Source organism: Enterobacter cloacae complex sp. SHL009 (genome assembly GCF_049237205.1).
Taxonomy (GTDB): domain Bacteria; phylum Pseudomonadota; class Gammaproteobacteria; order Enterobacterales; family Enterobacteriaceae; genus Enterobacter; species Enterobacter cloacae_M.
In genome coordinates, this window is sequence record NZ_JBMKIW010000005.1 from 67,601 (window position 1) to 85,716 (window position 18,116).

The 18,116-nt window shown below is 54.3% G+C and carries 19 protein-coding genes and 1 pseudogene; 10 read left to right on the top strand and 10 right to left on the bottom strand.

Annotated features, from left to right (window positions below; genetic code table 11):
• The first annotated feature begins 6 nt into the window (after positions 1 to 6).
• The 3 genes from ACOTZC_RS13295 (at position 7) to ACOTZC_RS13305 (ending at position 3,863) form a co-directional block, all read left to right on the top strand.
• Positions 7 to 585 (top strand): CoA pyrophosphatase, encoded by a 579-nt coding sequence (locus tag ACOTZC_RS13295; protein ID WP_045404359.1) that lies wholly within the window; start codon positions 7 to 9, stop codon positions 583 to 585.
• A 184-nt stretch (positions 586 to 769) separates the two neighbouring features.
• Positions 770 to 2,134 (top strand): L-serine ammonia-lyase, encoded by a 1,365-nt coding sequence (gene sdaA / locus ACOTZC_RS13300; protein WP_023312197.1) that lies wholly within the window; start codon positions 770 to 772, stop codon positions 2,132 to 2,134.
• Between the two features lie 130 nt (positions 2,135 to 2,264).
• Positions 2,265 to 3,863 (top strand): EAL domain-containing protein, encoded by a 1,599-nt coding sequence (locus tag ACOTZC_RS13305; protein ID WP_248162045.1) that lies wholly within the window; start codon positions 2,265 to 2,267, stop codon positions 3,861 to 3,863.
• 6 nt (positions 3,864 to 3,869) lie between these two features.
• On the opposite strand, the gene yoaE is transcribed toward ACOTZC_RS13305, so the two are convergent.
• Together yoaE and ACOTZC_RS13315 are read right to left on the bottom strand one after the other, a co-directional pair.
• Positions 3,870 to 5,429, bottom strand: a complete 1,560-nt coding sequence (gene yoaE, locus ACOTZC_RS13310; protein ID WP_126303773.1) for a CNNM family cation transport protein YoaE — start codon at positions 5,427 to 5,429, stop codon at positions 3,870 to 3,872.
• Complete coding sequence (locus ACOTZC_RS13315; RefSeq protein ID WP_416178197.1) at positions 5,417 to 5,626, bottom strand: protein YoaL; 210 nt, start codon at positions 5,624 to 5,626, stop codon at positions 5,417 to 5,419. The genes yoaE and ACOTZC_RS13315 overlap by 13 nt, the downstream gene beginning before the upstream one ends.
• Positions 5,627 to 5,892: 266 nt before the next feature.
• Between ACOTZC_RS13315 and manX the strand changes: the two genes are divergently transcribed.
• The 5 genes from manX to mntP all read left to right on the top strand — a co-directional run bounded on the left by manX (position 5,893) and on the right by mntP (position 10,047).
• Entirely contained in the window at positions 5,893 to 6,858 is a 966-nt protein-coding gene (gene manX, locus ACOTZC_RS13320; protein WP_045404371.1) for a PTS mannose transporter subunit IIAB, read from the top strand.
• Positions 6,859 to 6,904: 46 nt separating this feature from the next.
• Positions 6,905 to 7,705, top strand: coding sequence for a PTS mannose transporter subunit IIC (manY, locus tag ACOTZC_RS13325; RefSeq protein ID WP_008500490.1), 801 nt, complete (start codon positions 6,905 to 6,907; stop codon positions 7,703 to 7,705).
• A gap of 12 nt (positions 7,706 to 7,717) precedes the next feature.
• Positions 7,718 to 8,569 (top strand): PTS mannose transporter subunit IID, encoded by an 852-nt coding sequence (locus tag ACOTZC_RS13330; protein ID WP_006810994.1) that lies wholly within the window; start codon positions 7,718 to 7,720, stop codon positions 8,567 to 8,569.
• Positions 8,570 to 8,623: 54 nt separating this feature from the next.
• On the top strand, positions 8,624 to 9,082 hold the full coding sequence (locus ACOTZC_RS13335) for a DUF986 family protein (RefSeq protein ID WP_045404374.1): 459 nt from the start codon (positions 8,624 to 8,626) through the stop codon (positions 9,080 to 9,082).
• 398 nt (positions 9,083 to 9,480) lie between these two features.
• Entirely contained in the window at positions 9,481 to 10,047 is a 567-nt protein-coding gene (gene mntP / locus ACOTZC_RS13340; RefSeq protein WP_126303775.1) for a manganese efflux pump MntP, read from the top strand.
• On the opposite strand, the gene rlmA is transcribed toward mntP, so the two are convergent.
• The 7 genes and pseudogenes from rlmA to mgrB all read right to left on the bottom strand — a co-directional run bounded on the left by rlmA (position 10,044) and on the right by mgrB (position 15,276).
• Positions 10,044 to 10,859, bottom strand: a complete 816-nt coding sequence (rlmA, locus tag ACOTZC_RS13345; RefSeq protein ID WP_126303777.1) for a 23S rRNA (guanine(745)-N(1))-methyltransferase — start codon at positions 10,857 to 10,859, stop codon at positions 10,044 to 10,046. The two genes, mntP and rlmA, sit on opposite strands and share 4 nt — an antisense overlap.
• 65 nt (positions 10,860 to 10,924) lie before the next feature.
• Positions 10,925 to 12,643 (bottom strand): peptidoglycan glycosyltransferase FtsI, encoded by a 1,719-nt coding sequence (ftsI, locus tag ACOTZC_RS13350; RefSeq protein WP_045404379.1) that lies wholly within the window; start codon positions 12,641 to 12,643, stop codon positions 10,925 to 10,927.
• A gap of 218 nt (positions 12,644 to 12,861) precedes the next feature.
• A complete protein-coding gene (gene cspE / locus ACOTZC_RS13355; protein ID WP_001062678.1) occupies positions 12,862 to 13,071 on the bottom strand; it encodes a transcription antiterminator/RNA stability regulator CspE in 210 nt (69 codons plus the stop codon).
• A gap of 13 nt (positions 13,072 to 13,084) precedes the next feature.
• Positions 13,085 to 13,229, bottom strand: a pseudogene (locus ACOTZC_RS13360) (DUF2627 domain-containing protein).
• 525 nt (positions 13,230 to 13,754) lie between these two features.
• On the bottom strand, positions 13,755 to 14,744 hold the full coding sequence (locus ACOTZC_RS13365) for an MBL fold metallo-hydrolase (protein ID WP_421635817.1): 990 nt from the start codon (positions 14,742 to 14,744) through the stop codon (positions 13,755 to 13,757).
• 23 nt (positions 14,745 to 14,767) lie between these two features.
• Entirely contained in the window at positions 14,768 to 15,058 is a 291-nt protein-coding gene (locus ACOTZC_RS13370) for a YebO family protein (protein WP_023312206.1), read from the bottom strand.
• 74 nt (positions 15,059 to 15,132) lie between these two features.
• Positions 15,133 to 15,276: a PhoP/PhoQ regulator MgrB gene (gene mgrB, locus ACOTZC_RS13375; protein WP_006175995.1), complete on the bottom strand. Its 144-nt coding sequence runs from the start codon at positions 15,274 to 15,276 to the stop codon at positions 15,133 to 15,135.
• Between the two features lie 161 nt (positions 15,277 to 15,437).
• On the opposite strand from mgrB, the gene ACOTZC_RS13380 reads away from it, so the two are divergent.
• A complete protein-coding gene (locus ACOTZC_RS13380) occupies positions 15,438 to 15,677 on the top strand; it encodes a YobH family protein (RefSeq protein ID WP_023312207.1) in 240 nt (79 codons plus the stop codon).
• A gap of 68 nt (positions 15,678 to 15,745) precedes the next feature.
• Here ACOTZC_RS13380 and kdgR read toward each other — a convergent pair whose 3' ends face one another.
• Positions 15,746 to 16,537 (bottom strand): DNA-binding transcriptional regulator KdgR, encoded by a 792-nt coding sequence (gene kdgR / locus ACOTZC_RS13385; protein WP_045405207.1) that lies wholly within the window; start codon positions 16,535 to 16,537, stop codon positions 15,746 to 15,748.
• A 179-nt stretch (positions 16,538 to 16,716) separates the two neighbouring features.
• On the opposite strand from kdgR, the gene ACOTZC_RS13390 reads away from it, so the two are divergent.
• A complete protein-coding gene (locus ACOTZC_RS13390; protein ID WP_045620335.1) occupies positions 16,717 to 18,090 on the top strand; it encodes an MFS transporter in 1,374 nt (457 codons plus the stop codon).
• The last annotated feature ends 26 nt before the right edge of the window (positions 18,091 to 18,116 follow it).

An 18,116-nucleotide genomic window follows, 5' to 3' on the forward strand; every position in this document is an offset into this window, starting at 1 on the left:
TCACGGGTGGAAAAAGAGAACCTGACGCTGGACGATTTTTTATCTCGCTTTCAGCTATTACGACCGCAGGTCAACCGCGAGGCGCTGAACCAGCGTCAGGCGGCCGTGCTGATCCCGGTCGTGCGTCGCACGCAACCGGGCCTGCTGCTCACCCAGCGTTCTCCCCATTTACGTAAGCACGCGGGTCAGGTCGCCTTTCCGGGTGGCGCAGTGGACAGCTCCGACGCATCGCTGATTGCCGCCGCGCTGCGGGAAGCTCAGGAAGAAGTTGCCATTCCGCCGGAGGCCGTTGAGGTCATCGGCGTGCTGCCGCCCGTCGACAGCGTTACCGGTTTTCAGGTCACGCCGGTGGTGGGCATTATCCCTCCGGGCCTGCAGTATCACGCCAGCGTCGATGAAGTCTCTGCGGTGTTTGAAATGCCGCTTGAAGAGGCGCTCCGGCTAAGTCGTTATCATCCGCTGGATATCCATCGACGGGGGCATGACCATCGGGTCTGGTTGTCCTGGTATCAGCATTATTTTGTCTGGGGCATGACGGCGGGCATCATTCGTGAGCTGGCGCTGCAAATCGGCCTGAAACCTTGACTATACTTTACATTCCACCCTTTTTCGCAGGTTTGCGATCCGCGTCGCGCTATTAGCAAAACCCATCGTTAACCATTAGTTTAATTCATGTGAATAGTTAAGCCGAGGTCGGTGTTCCCTCTTACACTATGCGCAGTTATAACATCGTTACTGGAACCCCGGTAACCCTGTCAGGAGTGTGAAAGTGATTAGTATATTCGACATGTTCAAAGTGGGAATTGGCCCTTCGTCTTCCCATACTGTTGGCCCGATGAAGGCCGGTAAACAGTTCGTCGATGATCTGGTCGAAAAAGGATTACTGGAAAGCGTTACCCGTGTCGCCGTGGATGTTTACGGCTCGCTGTCATTAACGGGTAAAGGCCACCACACCGATATCGCCATTATTATGGGTCTGGCAGGCAATATGCCGGATACCGTAGATATTGATGCCATCCCGGCATTCATCCGCGACGTGGAAACACGCGGCCGCCTGCTGCTGGCAAACGGCCAGCAGGAAGTCGATTTCCCGCAGGATGACGGCATGCGTTTTCGCAGCGACAACCTGCCGCTGCACGAAAACGGCATGACCATTCACGCTTACAGCGGTGAAAAAGAGATTTACAGCAAAACGTACTACTCCATCGGCGGTGGCTTCATCGTGGATGAAGAGCATTTTGGCAAAGACAGCGTCGGCGACGTCAGCGTACCGTACCCGTTCAAATCGGCTACCGAAATGCTTGGCTACTGCAAAGAGACCGGTCTTTCACTGTCCGGCATGGTGATGCAGAACGAACTGGCCCTGCACAGCAAAAAAGAGATTGAAGACTATTTTGCGAACGTCTGGCAAACCATGCGCGCCTGTATCGACCGCGGGATGAACACCGAAGGGGTTCTGCCGGGTCCACTGCGCGTACCGCGTCGTGCCTCTGCCCTGCGCCGTATGCTGGTGACCACGGACAAGTTCTCCAACGACCCGATGAACGTGGTTGACTGGGTAAACATGTTTGCCCTGGCGGTTAACGAAGAGAACGCCGCCGGTGGCCGCGTCGTGACGGCGCCAACCAACGGTGCGTGCGGTATCGTTCCGGCAGTGCTGGCCTACTACGATCACTTTATTGAGCCCGTAACGCCGGACATCTATATCCGCTATTTCCTGGCGGCAGGTGCCATTGGTGCGCTGTACAAAATGAATGCCTCCATCTCCGGTGCGGAAGTGGGCTGTCAGGGTGAAGTGGGCGTTGCCTGCTCCATGGCGGCGGCCGGTCTGGCAGAGCTGCTGGGCGCAAGCCCTGAGCAGGTCTGCGTGGCGGCGGAAATCGGTATGGAACATAACCTCGGTCTGACCTGTGACCCGGTCGCGGGCCAGGTTCAGGTGCCGTGCATCGAGCGTAACGCGATTGCCTCGGTGAAAGCCATCAACGCCTCACGGATGGCGATGCGCCGTACCAGCGAACCTCGCGTATCGCTGGATAAGGTGATTGAAACCATGTACGAAACCGGCAAGGACATGAACGCGAAATACCGCGAGACGTCCCGCGGTGGCCTGGCCATTAAGGTGCAGTGCGACTAATACTGCCTTTCGCCCATCTGCAACGGATGGGCGAATTTCCCTCTTCTTTCTCGTCTCCTTCTGCTTTCCCCACTACACTTTTACTGTTGCGTCCGGCTTTTGTGGCTGGTGGCTTATCAGGCGACCGTTCATGCAAACTGCACAAACGATCATTAAAAACTATCGCCGAAAACGCGCTATCGTCTGTGTGACGGTTGCGCTCCTCACGCTCATCCTGACGTTAGGCATTCGCTTTATTTCGCAGCGCAATGTTAACCAACAGCGGATCCTCGATTTTACCAGCCACACCGTTCGCGCCCTTGATAACGTCCTGCTTTCTTTAGAGAACCGCCGCAGCGTGCTGCAGCCCCTGGTGGGGCAGCCCTGCCCGCAGGCGCACCTCGCGCTGCGAAAGCAGGCAGCCATTTTGCAGACGGTACGCTCCATCGCCCTGATTAAAGACGGTATTCTGTACTGCTCGAGTATTTTCGGCAGCCGCAATGTGCCCGTTCGCGACTTCCTGAAAGAATTACCCGCCAGCACGGCGAAGCTGATTTTATCGAGCGATCAGTGGCTGCTTAAGGGTAGCCCGATATTGATCCAGTGGTATCCCGTCTCTCAGGACGGTGAAGCTGGCGTTATCGAGATCATCAATATCGATCTGATCGCCAAAATGATCCTGGAGCCCCAGCGCCCGCTCATCAATGACGTGGCGCTGACCGTGGGCGATCGCTTTCTGCGCTATGGACAACGCGTCAGCGACAGCCTGACCTTCGACGAGGAGGGCTCTCTTTTCCAGCAATCTTCAGCCCGAAATCCTTTCACCATTACGGTTAGCGGGCCAGGCCCTGGAGAATTAGCCTTAAAAAGCCTGCCAGCCCAGCTGCCTCTCGGGCTCATGCTTAGCCTGCTGCTGGGTTATCTCGCCTGGCTGGCAACGGCAAACCGGATGAGCTTTACGTGGGAGATCGATATGGGGATTGCGGGGCGGGAATTTGAGCTTTTCTGTCAGCCGCTGGTGAATGCCCGTACCCAGGCCTGCACCGGCGTGGAGATCCTGCTGCGCTGGAATAATCCGCGTCAGGGATGGATCTCCCCGGAGGTGTTTATCCCTCTGGCAGAAGAACATAACCAGATTGTCCCCCTGACCCGCTACGTCATCGCCGAAACGGTGCGCCAGATAGGCTACTTCCCTTCCAGCGCCGGTTTTCACATCGCTATTAACGTCGCCGCCAGCCATTTCCGTCACGCGGCGTTGATACAGGACCTGAACCATCTCTGGTTCAGCGCCCGTCCGTGCCAGCAGCTGGTGATTGAACTTACGGAACGGGATGCGCTGCTGGATGCGGATTATCGCATCGTTCGCGAACTGCATCGCAAAGGGGTAAAGCTGGCCATCGACGATTTCGGGACCGGGAACAGCTCCCTCTCCTGGCTTGAAAAGCTGCACCCGGACGTGCTGAAAATCGATCGGTCGTTTACCACCGCCATCGGCACCGACGCCGTGAACTCGACGGTGACGGATATGATTATTGCGTTGGGCCAGCGGCTGAATATTGAACTGGTTGCTGAAGGGGTCGAAACGGAGGAGCAGGCGCGCTACCTGCGCCGCCATGGCGTACCTGTCCTGCAGGGGTTTTTCTATGCGCGGCCCATGCCGCTACGGGATTTTCCGAAGTGGCTGGCGGGAGGCGCGCCCCCGCCAGCGCATCATAACGGGCACATCGTGCCCTTAATGCCGCTGCGCTAAGCCGGCCTACTCATTTTCGTCGTGGGCTGATTGTTCTTTAACAATGCGAACCATATCAACGCGATAGTCGTTGGCTTCAACGATCGTAATGTGCAGCGGTGCCAGCTCGATAACATCTCCGACGCGCGGGATTTGCCCGTTAACCGCGATAACCAGACCGGCAACGGTCGCGATGTCTTCTTCATCGTTGATGACGTTTTCCAGGCCCAGCGTGTGCGAGAGCGCGTGCAGGTCGGTGGTACCTTTAACCAGCCAGCCTTCACCGTCGGCAACGATCTCTGGCGTTTCGTCGGCATCCGGGAATTCACCGGCAATCGCTTCCAGCACGTCCAGCGGCGTAACCAGCCCCTGCACCACGCCAAACTCGTTGGTGACGATAACAAAGCTACCGCGAGCGCGGCGCAGCACCCCGAGCAGGTTGATAGGATCCAGCGTTTCCGGCACGACAATCGCAGGCGACGCGGCGGCAACGGCTTCCACGTTGACGCCCTCTTCCAGGGCCACCAGCATCTCTTTTGCCCGCACCACGCCGATTATCTCATCCAGCTCACCGCGACACACCGGGAACAGGCTGTGCGGAGAAGAGAGCAGCTGCTGGCGAATTTCATCGACGCTCAGGTTTGCATCAACCCAGCTGATTTCCCCGCGTGGCGTCATGATGCCGCGCAGCGAACGGGAGGCCAGGGAGAGCACGCCGTTAATCATGTAGCGCTCTTGTTCCACAAACGCCCCTTCCGGGACCGGAACCGGGTTATGGTTTTCGGAATCAGACTGGACGTTCACCTGACGACGACCGCCCATCAGGCGCAGTATCGCGTCTGCGGTACGGGCGCGCAGCGGCTGATTCGACTGCTGCTTGATAAAGTTACGGCGCGCAATCTGGTTGAACAGCTCGATCAGAATCGAGAAGCCAATCGCGGCGTACAGGTAGCCTTTCGGAATATGGAAGCCAAAACCTTCCGCCACCAGGCTCAGACCAATCATCAGCAGGAAGCTCAGACACAGCACGACCACCGTTGGATGCTGGTTAACGAAGCGCGTCAGCGGCTTCGAGGCCAGCAGCATGACCGCCATCGCAATAACGACAGCCGCCATCATTACCGGCAGATGATTCACCATGCCGACCGCCGTGATCACCGCATCCAGCGAGAAGACCGCATCAAGCACCACGATCTGCAGCACCACCACCCAGAAGCTGGCATAGCCTTTACCGTGCCCGTCATCGTGCTGACGGTTTTCCAGCCGCTCGTGTAGCTCCGTCGTCGCTTTGAAAAGCAGGAATATCCCCCCAATCAGCATGATTAAATCACGCCCGGAGAAGGTGTAGTTCATGATGGAGAATAGTGGTTTGGTCAGCGTGACCATCCAGGAGATGACGGAGAGCAGCCCCAGTCGCATAACCAGCGCCAGCGAGAGACCAATCAGACGCGCTTTATCACGCTGTTTTGGCGGCAGTTTGTCCGCAAGGATGGCGATAAACACCAGGTTATCAATGCCGAGAACAATCTCCAGCACCACCAGCGTGAGCAATCCCACCCAGATTGACGGGTCCATTAAGAATTCCATGACAAGCTCCTGCTAAAGGAATGACGAAACGGTGCCCCACTCATCGTGGGCAAAACAGAGGCAAACAGAGTTGATACGTGGCGAGGATCGCCGGTGAATAAGGCGCGAAATGGCCTGGCAGATGACTGACGTCGGTGACGGTCCATATAGTGGGCTGTAACCCTATACTCCTGAACGATTAAACGGAGGCTAAACATATCAGAGACACTGTGTTTTTAGCAAAGATTTACGTTCCTTTGCAAAGTTCTGTAACACAGCGGCTTTACGCTACAGATAAATCTGTCACGCGTGGCTAAATTACGGATCTTCATCACATAAATTATTTTTTCACTATCTAAAATAATTCGCGGAAGTCTTAGTTTTTTTGAACTCTAACCCTTATCTGAATCGATTCGGTTCGCCAATACGATTCTCAGTACGGCTGCCTGGCAGGCGTATTAATGATAATAAAAGGAGGTAGCAAGTGACCATTGCTATTGTCATAGGCACACATGGTTGGGCTGCTGAGCAGCTACTCAAAACGGCAGAGATGCTGTTGGGCGAGCAGGAAAACGTCGGCTGGATCGATTTCGTTCCCGGTGAAAACGCCGAGACGCTGATAGAGAAGTACAACGCTCAACTCGCGAAGCTGGATACCAGCAAAGGCGTGCTGTTTCTCGTTGATACATGGGGCGGCAGCCCGTTCAATGCCGCCAGCCGCATTGTCGTCGATAAAGAGCACTATGAAGTTGTCGCCGGGGTTAATATTCCCATGCTGGTGGAAACCTTCATGGCGCGCGACGACAATCCGGCGTTTGATGAGCTGGTGGCGCTGGCCGTTGAAACCGGTCGCGAAGGGGTAAAAGCCCTGAAGGCGCAGCCGGTTGAAAAACCTGCCCCTGCTCCCGCAGCGGCACCAAAAGCGGCTACACCGGCAAAACCGATGGGCCCGAACGATTACATGGTCATCGGCCTGGCGCGTATTGATGACCGCTTAATCCACGGCCAGGTCGCGACGCGCTGGACCAAAGAGACCAACGTTCGACGCATTATTGTGGTCAGCGACGAAGTTGCCGCCGATACCGTACGTAAAACCCTTCTGACTCAGGTTGCTCCTCCTGGCGTTACCGCGCACGTCGTGGATGTCGCCAAGATGATCCGCGTTTACAACAACCCGAAATACGCGGGTGAACGCGTAATGCTCCTGTTCACTAACCCGACAGACGTTGAGCGCATTGTTGAAGGCGGCGTGAAAATCACCTCCGTGAACATCGGTGGTATGGCATTCCGTCAGGGCAAAACGCAGGTCAACAACGCCATTTCAGTCGATGCGAAAGATATCGAGGCATTCAACAAGCTGAATGCGCGCGGTATTGAACTGGAAGCCCGTAAGGTTTCTACGGATCAAAAACTGAAAATGATGGATTTGATCGGCAAAGTTGGGAAATAAGCCCGCGCCGGTTCTCATATAAAGTTTATGTAATAGGAGAAGTGCAATGGAGATTACCACTCTTCAGATTGTGCTGGTGTTCGTCGTCGCATGTATTGCGGGTATGGAATCCGTACTTGATGAATTTCAGTTCCACCGCCCTCTGGTGGCCTGTACGCTGATTGGGGCCGTTCTGGGTGACATGAAAACCGGTATCATCATCGGTGGTACCCTGGAAATGATCGCCCTGGGCTGGATGAACATCGGCGCGGCGGTTGCGCCCGATGCCGCGCTGGCCTCTATCATTTCGACCGTTCTGGTTATTGCTGGTCACCAGAGTATTGGTGCCGGTATCGCGCTGGCGATCCCGCTGGCTGCAGCTGGCCAGGTTCTGACCATCATCGTTCGTACTATCACCGTTGCCTTCCAGCACGCGGCGGATAAGGCGGCCGAAAACGGCAACCTCACGGCACTGTCGTGGATCCACGTTTCATCCCTGTTCCTGCAGGCGATGCGTATCGCGATCCCGGCGGTTATCGTGGCGATCTCTGTTGGTACCAGTGAAGTGCAGAGCATGCTGAACGCCATTCCAGAAGTGGTCACCGGCGGTCTGAACATCGCGGGCGGCATGATCGTGGTCGTCGGTTATGCGATGGTCATCAACATGATGCGCGCAGGCTATCTGATGCCGTTCTTCTACCTCGGCTTCGTGACCGCTGCCTTCACCAACTTCAACCTGGTTGCACTGGGTGTGATTGGTGCGGTAATGGCGATTCTCTACATCCAGCTCAGCCCGAAATATAACCGCGTCGCGGGTGCCCCAGCGCAGGCTGCTGGTAACAACGATCTCGATAACGAACTGGACTAGCAGGTGAGCGAAATGGTTGATATGACAAAAACTACCACCGAGAAAAAACTCACTCCGGGTGATATTCGTGGCGTGTTCATCCGTTCTAACCTGTTTCAGGGTTCATGGAACTTCGAACGTATGCAGGCGCTGGGCTTCTGCTTCTCCATGGTGCCGGCGATCAAACGCCTGTACCCGGAAAACAACGAAGCGCGCCGTCAGGCGATCAAGCGTCACCTGGAATTCTTTAACACCCATCCTTACGTAGCGGCTCCGGTTCTGGGCGTAACGCTGGCGATGGAAGAACAGCGTGCGAACGGCGCAGAGATTGACGACGGTGCCATCAACGGTATCAAAGTCGGCCTGATGGGCCCGCTGGCCGGCGTCGGTGACCCAATCTTCTGGGGTACCGTGCGTCCGGTCTTCGCGGCGCTGGGTGCCGGTATCGCGATGAGCGGCAGCCTGCTTGGCCCGCTGCTGTTCTTCATCCTGTTCAACGCCGTGCGCCTGCTGACCCGTTACTACGGTGTGGCCTACGGCTACCGTAAAGGGGTGGACATCGTTAAGGACATGGGCGGCGGCTTCCTGCAAAAACTGACTGAGGGGGCGTCAATCCTCGGCCTGTTTGTCATGGGGGCGCTGGTTAACAAGTGGACGCACGTGAACATCCCGCTGGTGGTATCAACCATCACCGGTCAGGATGGTCAGACCCGCGTCACCACCGTGCAGACGATTCTGGACCAGCTGATGCCAGGCCTGGTACCGCTGCTGTTGACCTTTGCCTGCATGTGGCTGCTGCGTAAGAAAGTGAACCCGCTGTGGATTATCGTTGGCTTCTTCGTCATCGGTATCGCGGGCTACGCTGTCGGCCTGCTGGGTCTGTAAGTTTCAATGCTATAGGCCGGGGGCTTGCCCCCGGTTTTTTTATCTGGAGGATGAATGACTGTCACGGACATCGTACTGGTTTTATTTATTGCCGCCCTTCTGGCATACGCGATCTATGACGAATTCATCATGCCCCGCCGTCACGGCGAGACGCTGCTCTCCCTTCCCCTTCTGCGACGCGGGCGCGTGGATGCGTTTATCTTCGCGGGTCTCATCGTTATTCTTATTTACAATAACGTCACCAGCCATGGTGCAATATTAACCACATGGTTATTATGTGCGCTGGCATTAATGGCGGTTTATCTGTTCTGGATCCGCACGCCGAAAATCATTTTTAAATCCCGCGGATTTTTCTTCGCCAATGTGTGGATAGAATATAACCGTATTAAAGAGATGAATTTATCCGAAGACGGCGTGCTGGTGATGCAATTAGAACAACGCCGCCTGCTTATTCGGGTGAAGAATATTGACGACCTGGAAAAAATATACAAGTTACTTGTTAAAACTCAATGAGTTAAATATATAGCAATGGCTATATTCTGTGTTTATCTTGCGCAAGAAATATAGCCGAAGCTATATCCCCTTCGTTAATTTGTTCTCTATTTGTTAACGATATTTTCACGCTTAAAGACAAATGAAAATCGTTATCACCAAGCATTTTAAATAATGCCTCTTCGTTGTTGTTTTATATTCTCAAAATATGTTAAGGTTGCGCCCGTCGTTGGGGAGTAGCCGATTTCCTGTTCGCAGGAAATGTACGTGTCAACATACTCGTTGAAAAACGTGGCGCGTACGGATCGCTGACAGCACATCTTATGTGCGGCGCGATCAGGCGAGACCATAGATACATCAACTGCTGTTTACTGGGGGCAGTGATGTGTCATATGGATATCCCCGGTCTGGACGCTGTTATGAATATCTCCGCTACGATCCTCCTCGCTTTTGGCATGTCCATGGACGCTTTTGCGGCTTCCATCGGAAAAGGTGCCACGCTCCACAAACCTAAGTTCTCAGAAGCCCTGCGTACCGGCCTCATTTTTGGCGCTATCGAAACGCTGACGCCGCTTATCGGTTGGGGACTTGGCATGCTCGCCAGCCAGTTCGTGCTGGAGTGGAACCACTGGATTGCCTTCGTACTGCTGGTGTTTCTCGGTGGCCGAATGGTGATAGAAGGTTTTCGCGGCAGTGATGATGAAGACGAGGAGCCGCAGCACCGCCACGGGTTCTGGCTGCTGGTCACCACGGCGATTGCCACCAGCCTTGATGCGATGGCCGTCGGCGTCGGTCTGGCATTCCTGCAGGTCAATATTATCGCCACCGCGCTGGCCATCGGCTGCGCAACGCTGATCATGTCCACGCTGGGCATGATGGTCGGACGGTTTATCGGCCCGCTGCTGGGTAAACGCGCCGAGATCCTGGGAGGAATTGTGCTGATTGGCATTGGTGCCCAGATCCTCTGGGCACACTTCGCCGGTTAATCTTCGCGCTGCCAGACGTGGATACTGAAATCCGTCTGGCAGTTAAATATTGATTGTAGAGCTAACGCTTCCCACACTTCCGGTTTTGCCCGCCACGCGAACGGCGTCATCTGCAGCAGCGCGGTTGCTTCTTCCCCTTTCAGCGTCATTTCATACGCTACGGTTTGCTCCTGCTTCAGGGTAAAACCGGCCAGCTGTTCAGAATGAGGGGCATGCAGTCGCACTTCGTCGTAGATCAGCCCTTTCAGCTCCATCAGATGACGCGGGCCCGGCGTCACGGTGACGACCCATCCGCCCGGTTTCACCACGCGAGCCAGCTCTTCCGCCTTGCAGGGCGCGTAAATGCGGATAACCGCATCCATGCTGGCATCGTCAAACGGCAGCCGGTGGCTGGATGCCACGCAGAACGTCACGTCCGCGTAACGCTTTGCCGCCGCGCGAATGGCCACTTTCGACACGTCCAGACCGAATGTCAACGCGCCCTTCTCGCGTGCGATCCCGGCAAACCGTGCGGTGTAGTACCCTTCCCCGCAGCCGATATCGAGCATGGCGGTGGCTGAACCCGGCAGGATGTCATTCAGCATCTGCGCGACGGTCTCCCGCAGCGGCAGATAGTGCCCGGCATCCAGAAACGCACGACGCGCCTGCATCATCTCTGCACTGTCGCCTGGATCGCGGGAGCGCTTATGCTGCACCGGCAGAAGATTCACGTAGCCTTCTTTTGCCATATCAAACTGATGCCCCTGCGGACAGGTATAGCTTTTATCTGAATGCGTCAGGGGGGCGTGGCAAAGGGGACAGCTGAAGGACATGGTGACTCCGGAGCATAATCAAAGGGCGAAGTGTACCGCTATTCGCCCTGGTTATAAACGCCCGGTTAACGCATAACGATAAGGTGGTCGGAACCCGCCGGTAACCCGTCAGGTTTTACATTCTCCAGACGCAGCACGTTACCCATAATCTCGCTGAAAACAGGCGCGGAAACGGCACCGCCGTAGTAGGCGCCATTTTGCGGATCGTTAATGACCACCACCAGGGCAAAGCGCGGATCGCTGGCGGGCGCAACGCCGGCCGTATACGCAACGTATTTATCGACATACTTTCCGCTGTCGTCAATTTTCTTCGCCGTGCCGGTTTTCACCGCCACCCGGTAATCGCGAACGGCGGCCTTAACGCCCCCGCCGCCGGGCAGCGCAACGCTCTCCATCATGTGTTCCACCTCGTGTGCGATCTCTTCCGGCATGACCCGGTGCCCGATAACGGGTGGATCGATACGCGTAATCGAGAGAGGTCGCTCGAGCCCGAAGCCGCCGATCGTGGCGTAGACGTGCGCCAGCTGGAGCGGCGTCACCATCAGCCCGTAGCCGAAGGCAAAGGTCGCACGATCGAGCTGGCTCCAGTATTTACGATTTGGCAACAGCCCCGCGCTCTCGCCCGTTAAGCCAAGCCCCGTATTCGTGCCAAACCCAAAGTTTCGATAGGTATCAATAAGATGCTGGACAGGCATTGCCAGAGAGAGTCGGGATACGCCGGTGTCGCTCGATTTTTGCAGGATCCCGGTCATCGTCAGTTCAGGATAATAGCCCACGTCGCGGATACGATGCCCGTCAAGGGTATACGGGTGAGTGTCAATCACGCTGTCCGGCTGGACCAGGCCCTGCTGCAGGGCCGTCATCAGCACCAGCGGCTTGACCGTCGAACCGGGTTCGAACGTATCGCTGATCGCGCGATTACGAAAATCGTTTATCGTCGCGCCTTCCCTATTATTGGGGTTGAAATCCGGATAGCTCGCCATGGCGAGTATTTCCCCGGTTGGGATATTTATTAGCACCGATGCGCCAGACTCGGCCTTGTTCCAGGCCACGGCATTATCGAGTGCATCTTCGGTGATGGTTTGCAGCCGCTCGTCGATACTTAACTGGATGTTATGCGCCGGCGCGGGCGCCACTTCCGTCAGGTTTTCAACCACGCGACCGTAGCGGTCTTCCCTTACCTGCCGCACTCCGGCCTTGCCGGTCAGCTGCGCGTTAAAGCTTTTTTCCACACCTTCAATGCCCTGCCCGTCAATATTGGTGAAGCCAATCAGGTTCGCTGCCACATGGCCGGCAGGATAAAAACGGCGGGATTCATCGCGTAAATTGATACCGGGCAGATTCAGCTTATCGATCCACTTCGCCTGTGCGGGATCGACCTGACGGGCAAGATAAATAAAACGCCCCTGCGGGTTGGCGCTGATTCGCGCCGAAAGTGTGCCCAGGGAGAGATGCAGCGCGTTTGCCAACGCCTGCCAGCGTTCGTCAATGCCAACGCCCCCTTTTGCCAGCACCGTTTTAGGATCGGCCCAGACGGCCCGGACGGGCACGCTCACCGCCAGGGGGCGACCTTCGCGATCCATTATCATGCCCCGCGGCGCATCAATCGCCAGCTGGCGGAGGGATCGCATATCTTCCTGCTTCACCAGATTGTCAGGCTTGATGATTTGCAGCCAGGCAACGCGGCCCAGCAAAAAAGCCAGACTACAAAAAATAGCTAAACAGAGCAGCACAAAACGCGCTGGCGTGAAATTGCCAGCGGTGGTTATCAATTTCTTCTTCACCTGAACCCCAGGACTGTTAAACAACGCCCTGATTTAACGGGAAAAGATGGGGTTAAGGTGGCAAAACAGTGCTACTAACATCGCAGCTTTGCAACAAGTTACTAACAAGACCGCCAATGGTAATATTTTGAAAGATAAGGGACATAAAAAGCCCCGCATTATGCGAGGCTTTATGTCTGAGATTGAAGTGCTAAGCGCTTCAGTCAGCAGCGGTTCGATCAGATAGCAGTTACGTTAACTGCAGCTGGGCCTTTCTGGCCGTCCTGAATTTCGAACTCAACGTTCTGGCCTTCAGCCAGAGTTTTGAAGCCGTTACCCTGGATTGCAGAGAAGTGTACGAACACGTCTTTGCTGCCGTCAGCAGGAGTAATGAAACCAAAACCTTTAGACTCGTTGAACCACTTAACTTGACCTTTAATCTTTGCCATTTTGCAAAATTCCTTAGAGTGTTTTCTTAGCCCGCAGGCATTAACTGAGATAAAACTGAGACATTACTGCATGAGGCACTAATATAAGGTTCGGCAGAGAAGCGGTATTCAACGACAACGTGTTTACTCAGGACTTCTTTACTGAAAATGCCACACATAAACAGAACTGTACCTCGTTTGACCCAAAACGTGTTATCACACACTATGTTTAATATGGCAAGCCATTTTTAAACATGTCTCGATCCGCCGCACAAATTCGAACAGTGCCTGTCAGGTTTTGCACAATTATGTGCATCACTTACAGACAGCTCTGCTGCATAACAAAGACCCAGCGTTGCTTTCACAAGCGCTGTAATCTAAGACTTTTTTAACATAGCTCAATCATTACGAAGCGTCCAGCAAACGGGAAAAGAAATCTTACGTCCTGATTGAGTTAGAACAATTTGTGAAAACTTATGCTTAAATCATTGTAACGCGACCAAATTGTTTCAGAGAAAAAACACTGTTAATAACCCGCGCCGAACTGTATTAAAATGCACCAACTATTAAATAGTGTTATGCACCAAAATAATGAAATTTTTATGACTCTGCATCAAAAGAAGGCAAGCAAAACGTTTCGATAAAAATAAAACATTCCTGCACGCGTTTACATACAGAATATATGCACTACGTTATCGCTTCGCTTATAAGGATAAATATTCACCAACTTTCAGTACCCTGAAAGAATGATTAACTGGCGCTAAATTATCTAGCGCGTCAGTTAACTCCCGCACAGGTTCATCGAGGGCTTCATCTGCCAGTTCAAACACGCCCCAGTGAATGGGAAACGCCAGAGGACAACCCAGCTGCTGCCACAATGCCACCGCAGATTGCGGATCCATATGATGGACAGCCATGAACCATCGTGGGGCATAGGCACCTATTGGTAACGCGGCAGCATCAATATGGCCAAGGCGTTCAGGTATCAATAGCAGCTCAGGCGAATACCCCGTATCTCCGCTGAACCAGAAACGATGATGTCGACCTTCCATAACCCAGCCGCACCATAATGAGCGATTGCGGTTCCATGGCGTGCGCATACTCCAGTGCTGTGCCGGTACGGCGGTCAGCGTCATCCCCTGCCAGGTGAAGCTCTGCCACCAGTCGAGCTCAACCACGCGTTTTGCCCCCCGGCGGCGAAACCAGTCGGCGAGGCCCAAAGGAACAAAAATACTGACGTCGGGAAAGCGTTTGAGGATTCGGCGAAGGGTTGCATCATCAAGATGATCGTAATGATTATGGGAGATGACGACCGCATCAAGCTGATTGAGTTGACAGACTGACAGCGCGGGAGGTGTTTTGCGCTGGGGTCCCAGGAAAGGGAGTGGAGAAGCGCGCTGTGAAAAAACCGGATCGGTAAGGATGATATTGCCGTCCAGCTGCAGCATTACGCTCGCGTGTCCCAGCCACCATACCCCATCTTCATGAGGTTGCGTAAGCTCAACCGGTTGCCACCACTGTTGGATAAAGTCTTCATAGCCCAGCGCGGGTGGCTTCGGTAAACCGGCCTCTTTACGCGCTTTGCGCCAACGGTCAAGATCGCCGGGTTGATGTCCGACAGGATCGGTATTACGAAAACCGTTCGGGGTGTGATGTTTCAGGGAGGGGTCATACCAGGGATTTTTCCAGACCACAGCCACCTCCCAGCATAAAAAGATTAACGCTCAGCCACCAGGCGGATAAAGTCGTCTTCGTCTTTGCTTTCTTCAGCGACCGCGTCTTTCGGCGCGTCTTTCTCTTCCGGTTCGTTAGCCTCACACAGACGGCGTAGCAGCGCATTCTGACGTTTTTGCTGATCGAGCAGCGCTTCCAGCAGTTCAATCTGCTCGTTAGTACGGGAGCTGGCGCGGTTCACAAAAAACCAAATGACCAGGCCCACAAGCAGAACAACCAAAGAAATCATCAGGGATGCCATATTCAGCAGCCCTGAATTCAGTAACTCACCCATTTCACCACCTCAATAAAAACGTCTATTTTACCACTGGCGCGAAGGAAGGAAATCACCTTGAGAAAAAATGCGTATTACCACGGAATAAACTTATTGATTGCGCAAACGCCGCTAAAAAACTGTACATCCTGATCGCACATCACATTGATCGTCTGCGTCCATAACACCACGCACGCTATCAGCACGATAATCAGAATTACCCAGCGTATTTTTTTCACTCCACACTCCGTCTAAAAACCTGATGTAACGAGGTTAACACGCTTATCTTAAACAAGGGCTAACTGTACCGCCATCGCACTTTTTTCAGAATCCTGCACTTGTTTCATGGTGTAAACCGTTTACGCTAGCTTTATGATAACAACGACAAAAGAGGTTAATGATGCGCTTCATTATTCGAACAATTATTGCACTGGCTATCGTCTGGATTGGCCTTCTGCTCACGGGTTATGGCGTGCTTGTGGGAAGCACCGAAAACGCAGCCGGGTTAGGGATTCAATGTAAATATTTAACGGCACAGGGCGTGAGCACTGCGCAATATTTGCATACTGACAGCGGGATCGTTGGCTTGACCAACTGTCCGGTCCTGCGAAAGACATCCGTCGTGATTGATAATGGCTAATCAGCCGGTGACATGACTGATATAAAAAACGCCGCAACAGATGCGGCGTTTTTTTATGCGATCAGAGATTAAAACGGGTAGTCGTGATAACCCATTTGTTCAGAAATCTTACGTGCGGCAGTGTGCAGAATAGCCACATACTCATGCAGGCGCTCTTCGGAGAAGCGTAAGGTTGGGAAGGAGATACTTAAGCCCGCGATTACTACGCCAAAGCGGTCAAACACCGGAACGCCGATGCAGCGCAGCCCTTCTTCCTGCTCTTCGTTATCTTCGCCATACCCCTGCTCGCGTACGCGATCGAGCACCGTTAACAGCGCGTCTGTGCTGGTAATGGTTCGCGAGGTACTTTGCTTGTATTCCACGCCTTCGAGGATCTGTTTCACTTCCTCACGATCGCGCCAGGCCAGCAGAACCTTACCAATCGCGGTGCTGTAGAGCGGGTTGCGACGACCAATGCGCGAGTACATGCGCAAATTGTACATGGAGTCGATTTTATGGATGTAAACAATGCTGTCTTCATCCAGCGCACCGAGATGGATGGTCTCTTTGGTCAGGCGAGAGATTTCACGCATCTGGATATCAGCGCTGCGGATCAGGTCAACATTTTGCAGCGCACGAGCGCCCAGCTCAAACAGCTTGAGCGTCAGAGAGTATTTTTCAGATTCGCCTTCCTGGGCAACGTAGCCCAGCGACTTCATGGTTTGTAAAAAGCGATATACGGTGCTTTTAGACATCATCACGCGCTGCGACAACTCTGTAATACCTATTTCACGCTCATCCCCCAGCGCCTGTAAGATGCCAAACACCTTCAGCACGGAAGAAACAGAATCTGGCTGTTTATCCAAATCCGCAATAGCCATTTACCACCTCATAGAGAGTGTTTTATAAAAATCAGAACCGGTTTTTATTATAAGTTCCCGTCATGTCACCTGCAATCAATCCGCGTTTACTTCGTTACAAATCTGCGACATATCGCGGCTGTAACAATGCTAAAATAGTTATCCTGAGAATAATTTCACGCTGAGCTTTTTTAATCCTAATGGAAAAGACCCTTTCCGATGGCCTGCCTTTACCCCAGCGGTATGGCGCTATAGCGACCATCATTATCGGTATCTCAATGGCCGTCCTTGACGGCGCAATCGCGAACGTTGCCCTACCAACCATCGCCAGCGACCTGCATGCCTCTCCCGCCAGTTCGATATGGATCGTTAACGCATATCAGATTGCGATTGTGGTTTCCCTGCTCTCGTTCTCTTTCCTGGGCGATATGTTCGGTTACCGTCGGGTGTATCAGTGCGGTCTGGTGGTTTTCACCTTCACGTCCTTGCTATGCGCCCTTTCAGATTCGCTGCATACCCTGACGCTTGCCCGCATCGCGCAGGGTTTTGGCGGCGCGGCGCTCATGAGCGTAAACACGGCGTTGATCCGCTTAATTTATCCCCAGCGTCATCTGGGGCGCGGCATGGGGATAAACTCGTTTATTGTCGCCGTCTCTTCCGCCGCCGGGCCGACTATTGCGGCGGCGATCCTTTCCGTTGCGTCATGGCAATGGCTGTTTGCTATTAACGTGCCGCTGGGCATTGTCGCTATATTCTTTGCCCTGCGCTTTCTTCCCGCTAACGGCCCTAAAAGCACCATGCCGCGCTTCGATGTGGCGAGTGCAGTGATGAATGCCCTGACCTTTGGCCTGCTGATTACGGCGCTGAGCGGCTTTGCGCAGGGACAGTCTCTGATGCTTACCGCCGCGGAGCTCATCGCCCTGCTGGCGATCGGCTTCTTCTTTGTTCGCCGCCAGCTCACTCTCCCCGTGCCTTTACTGCCGGTGGATCTGCTGCGTATTCCCCTCTTTTCCCTCTCCATTTGCACGTCTGTCTGCTCGTTCTGCGCCCAAATGCTGGCTCTGGTTTCTCTGCCCTTCTTTCTGCAGAGCGTGATCGGCCGTTCAGAAGTGGAGACCGGCCTGCTGTTAACCCCCTGGCCACTAGCGACCATGGTGATGGCGCCGCTGGCAGGTTACTTAATTGAACGCGTCCATGCCGGTTTACTGGGAGCATTGGGGCTTGCGGTGATGGCGACAGGCCTATTCGCGCTGGCTCTGCTACCGTCATCGCCAACCGATCTGGACATCATCTGGCGCATGATCCTGTGCGGCGCTGGGTTTGGCCTGTTCCAGTCCCCTAACAATCACACCATCATCACCTCCGCGCCGCGCCATCGCAGCGGTGGTGCCAGCGGCATGCTGGGGAGCGCGCGCCTTCTGGGACAAAGCAGCGGCGCAGCCCTGGTCGCCCTGATGTTTAACCTCGCCGGGCAAAACGGCAACCATGTTGCGCTTCTCACCGCGGGAGCCCTTGCCTCGCTCGCGGCGGTCGTCAGCGGCCTGCGCGTGACCCAGCCCAGGGTTCAGGCATAAAAAAAGCCGGGCTGAGTGTTCTCCTG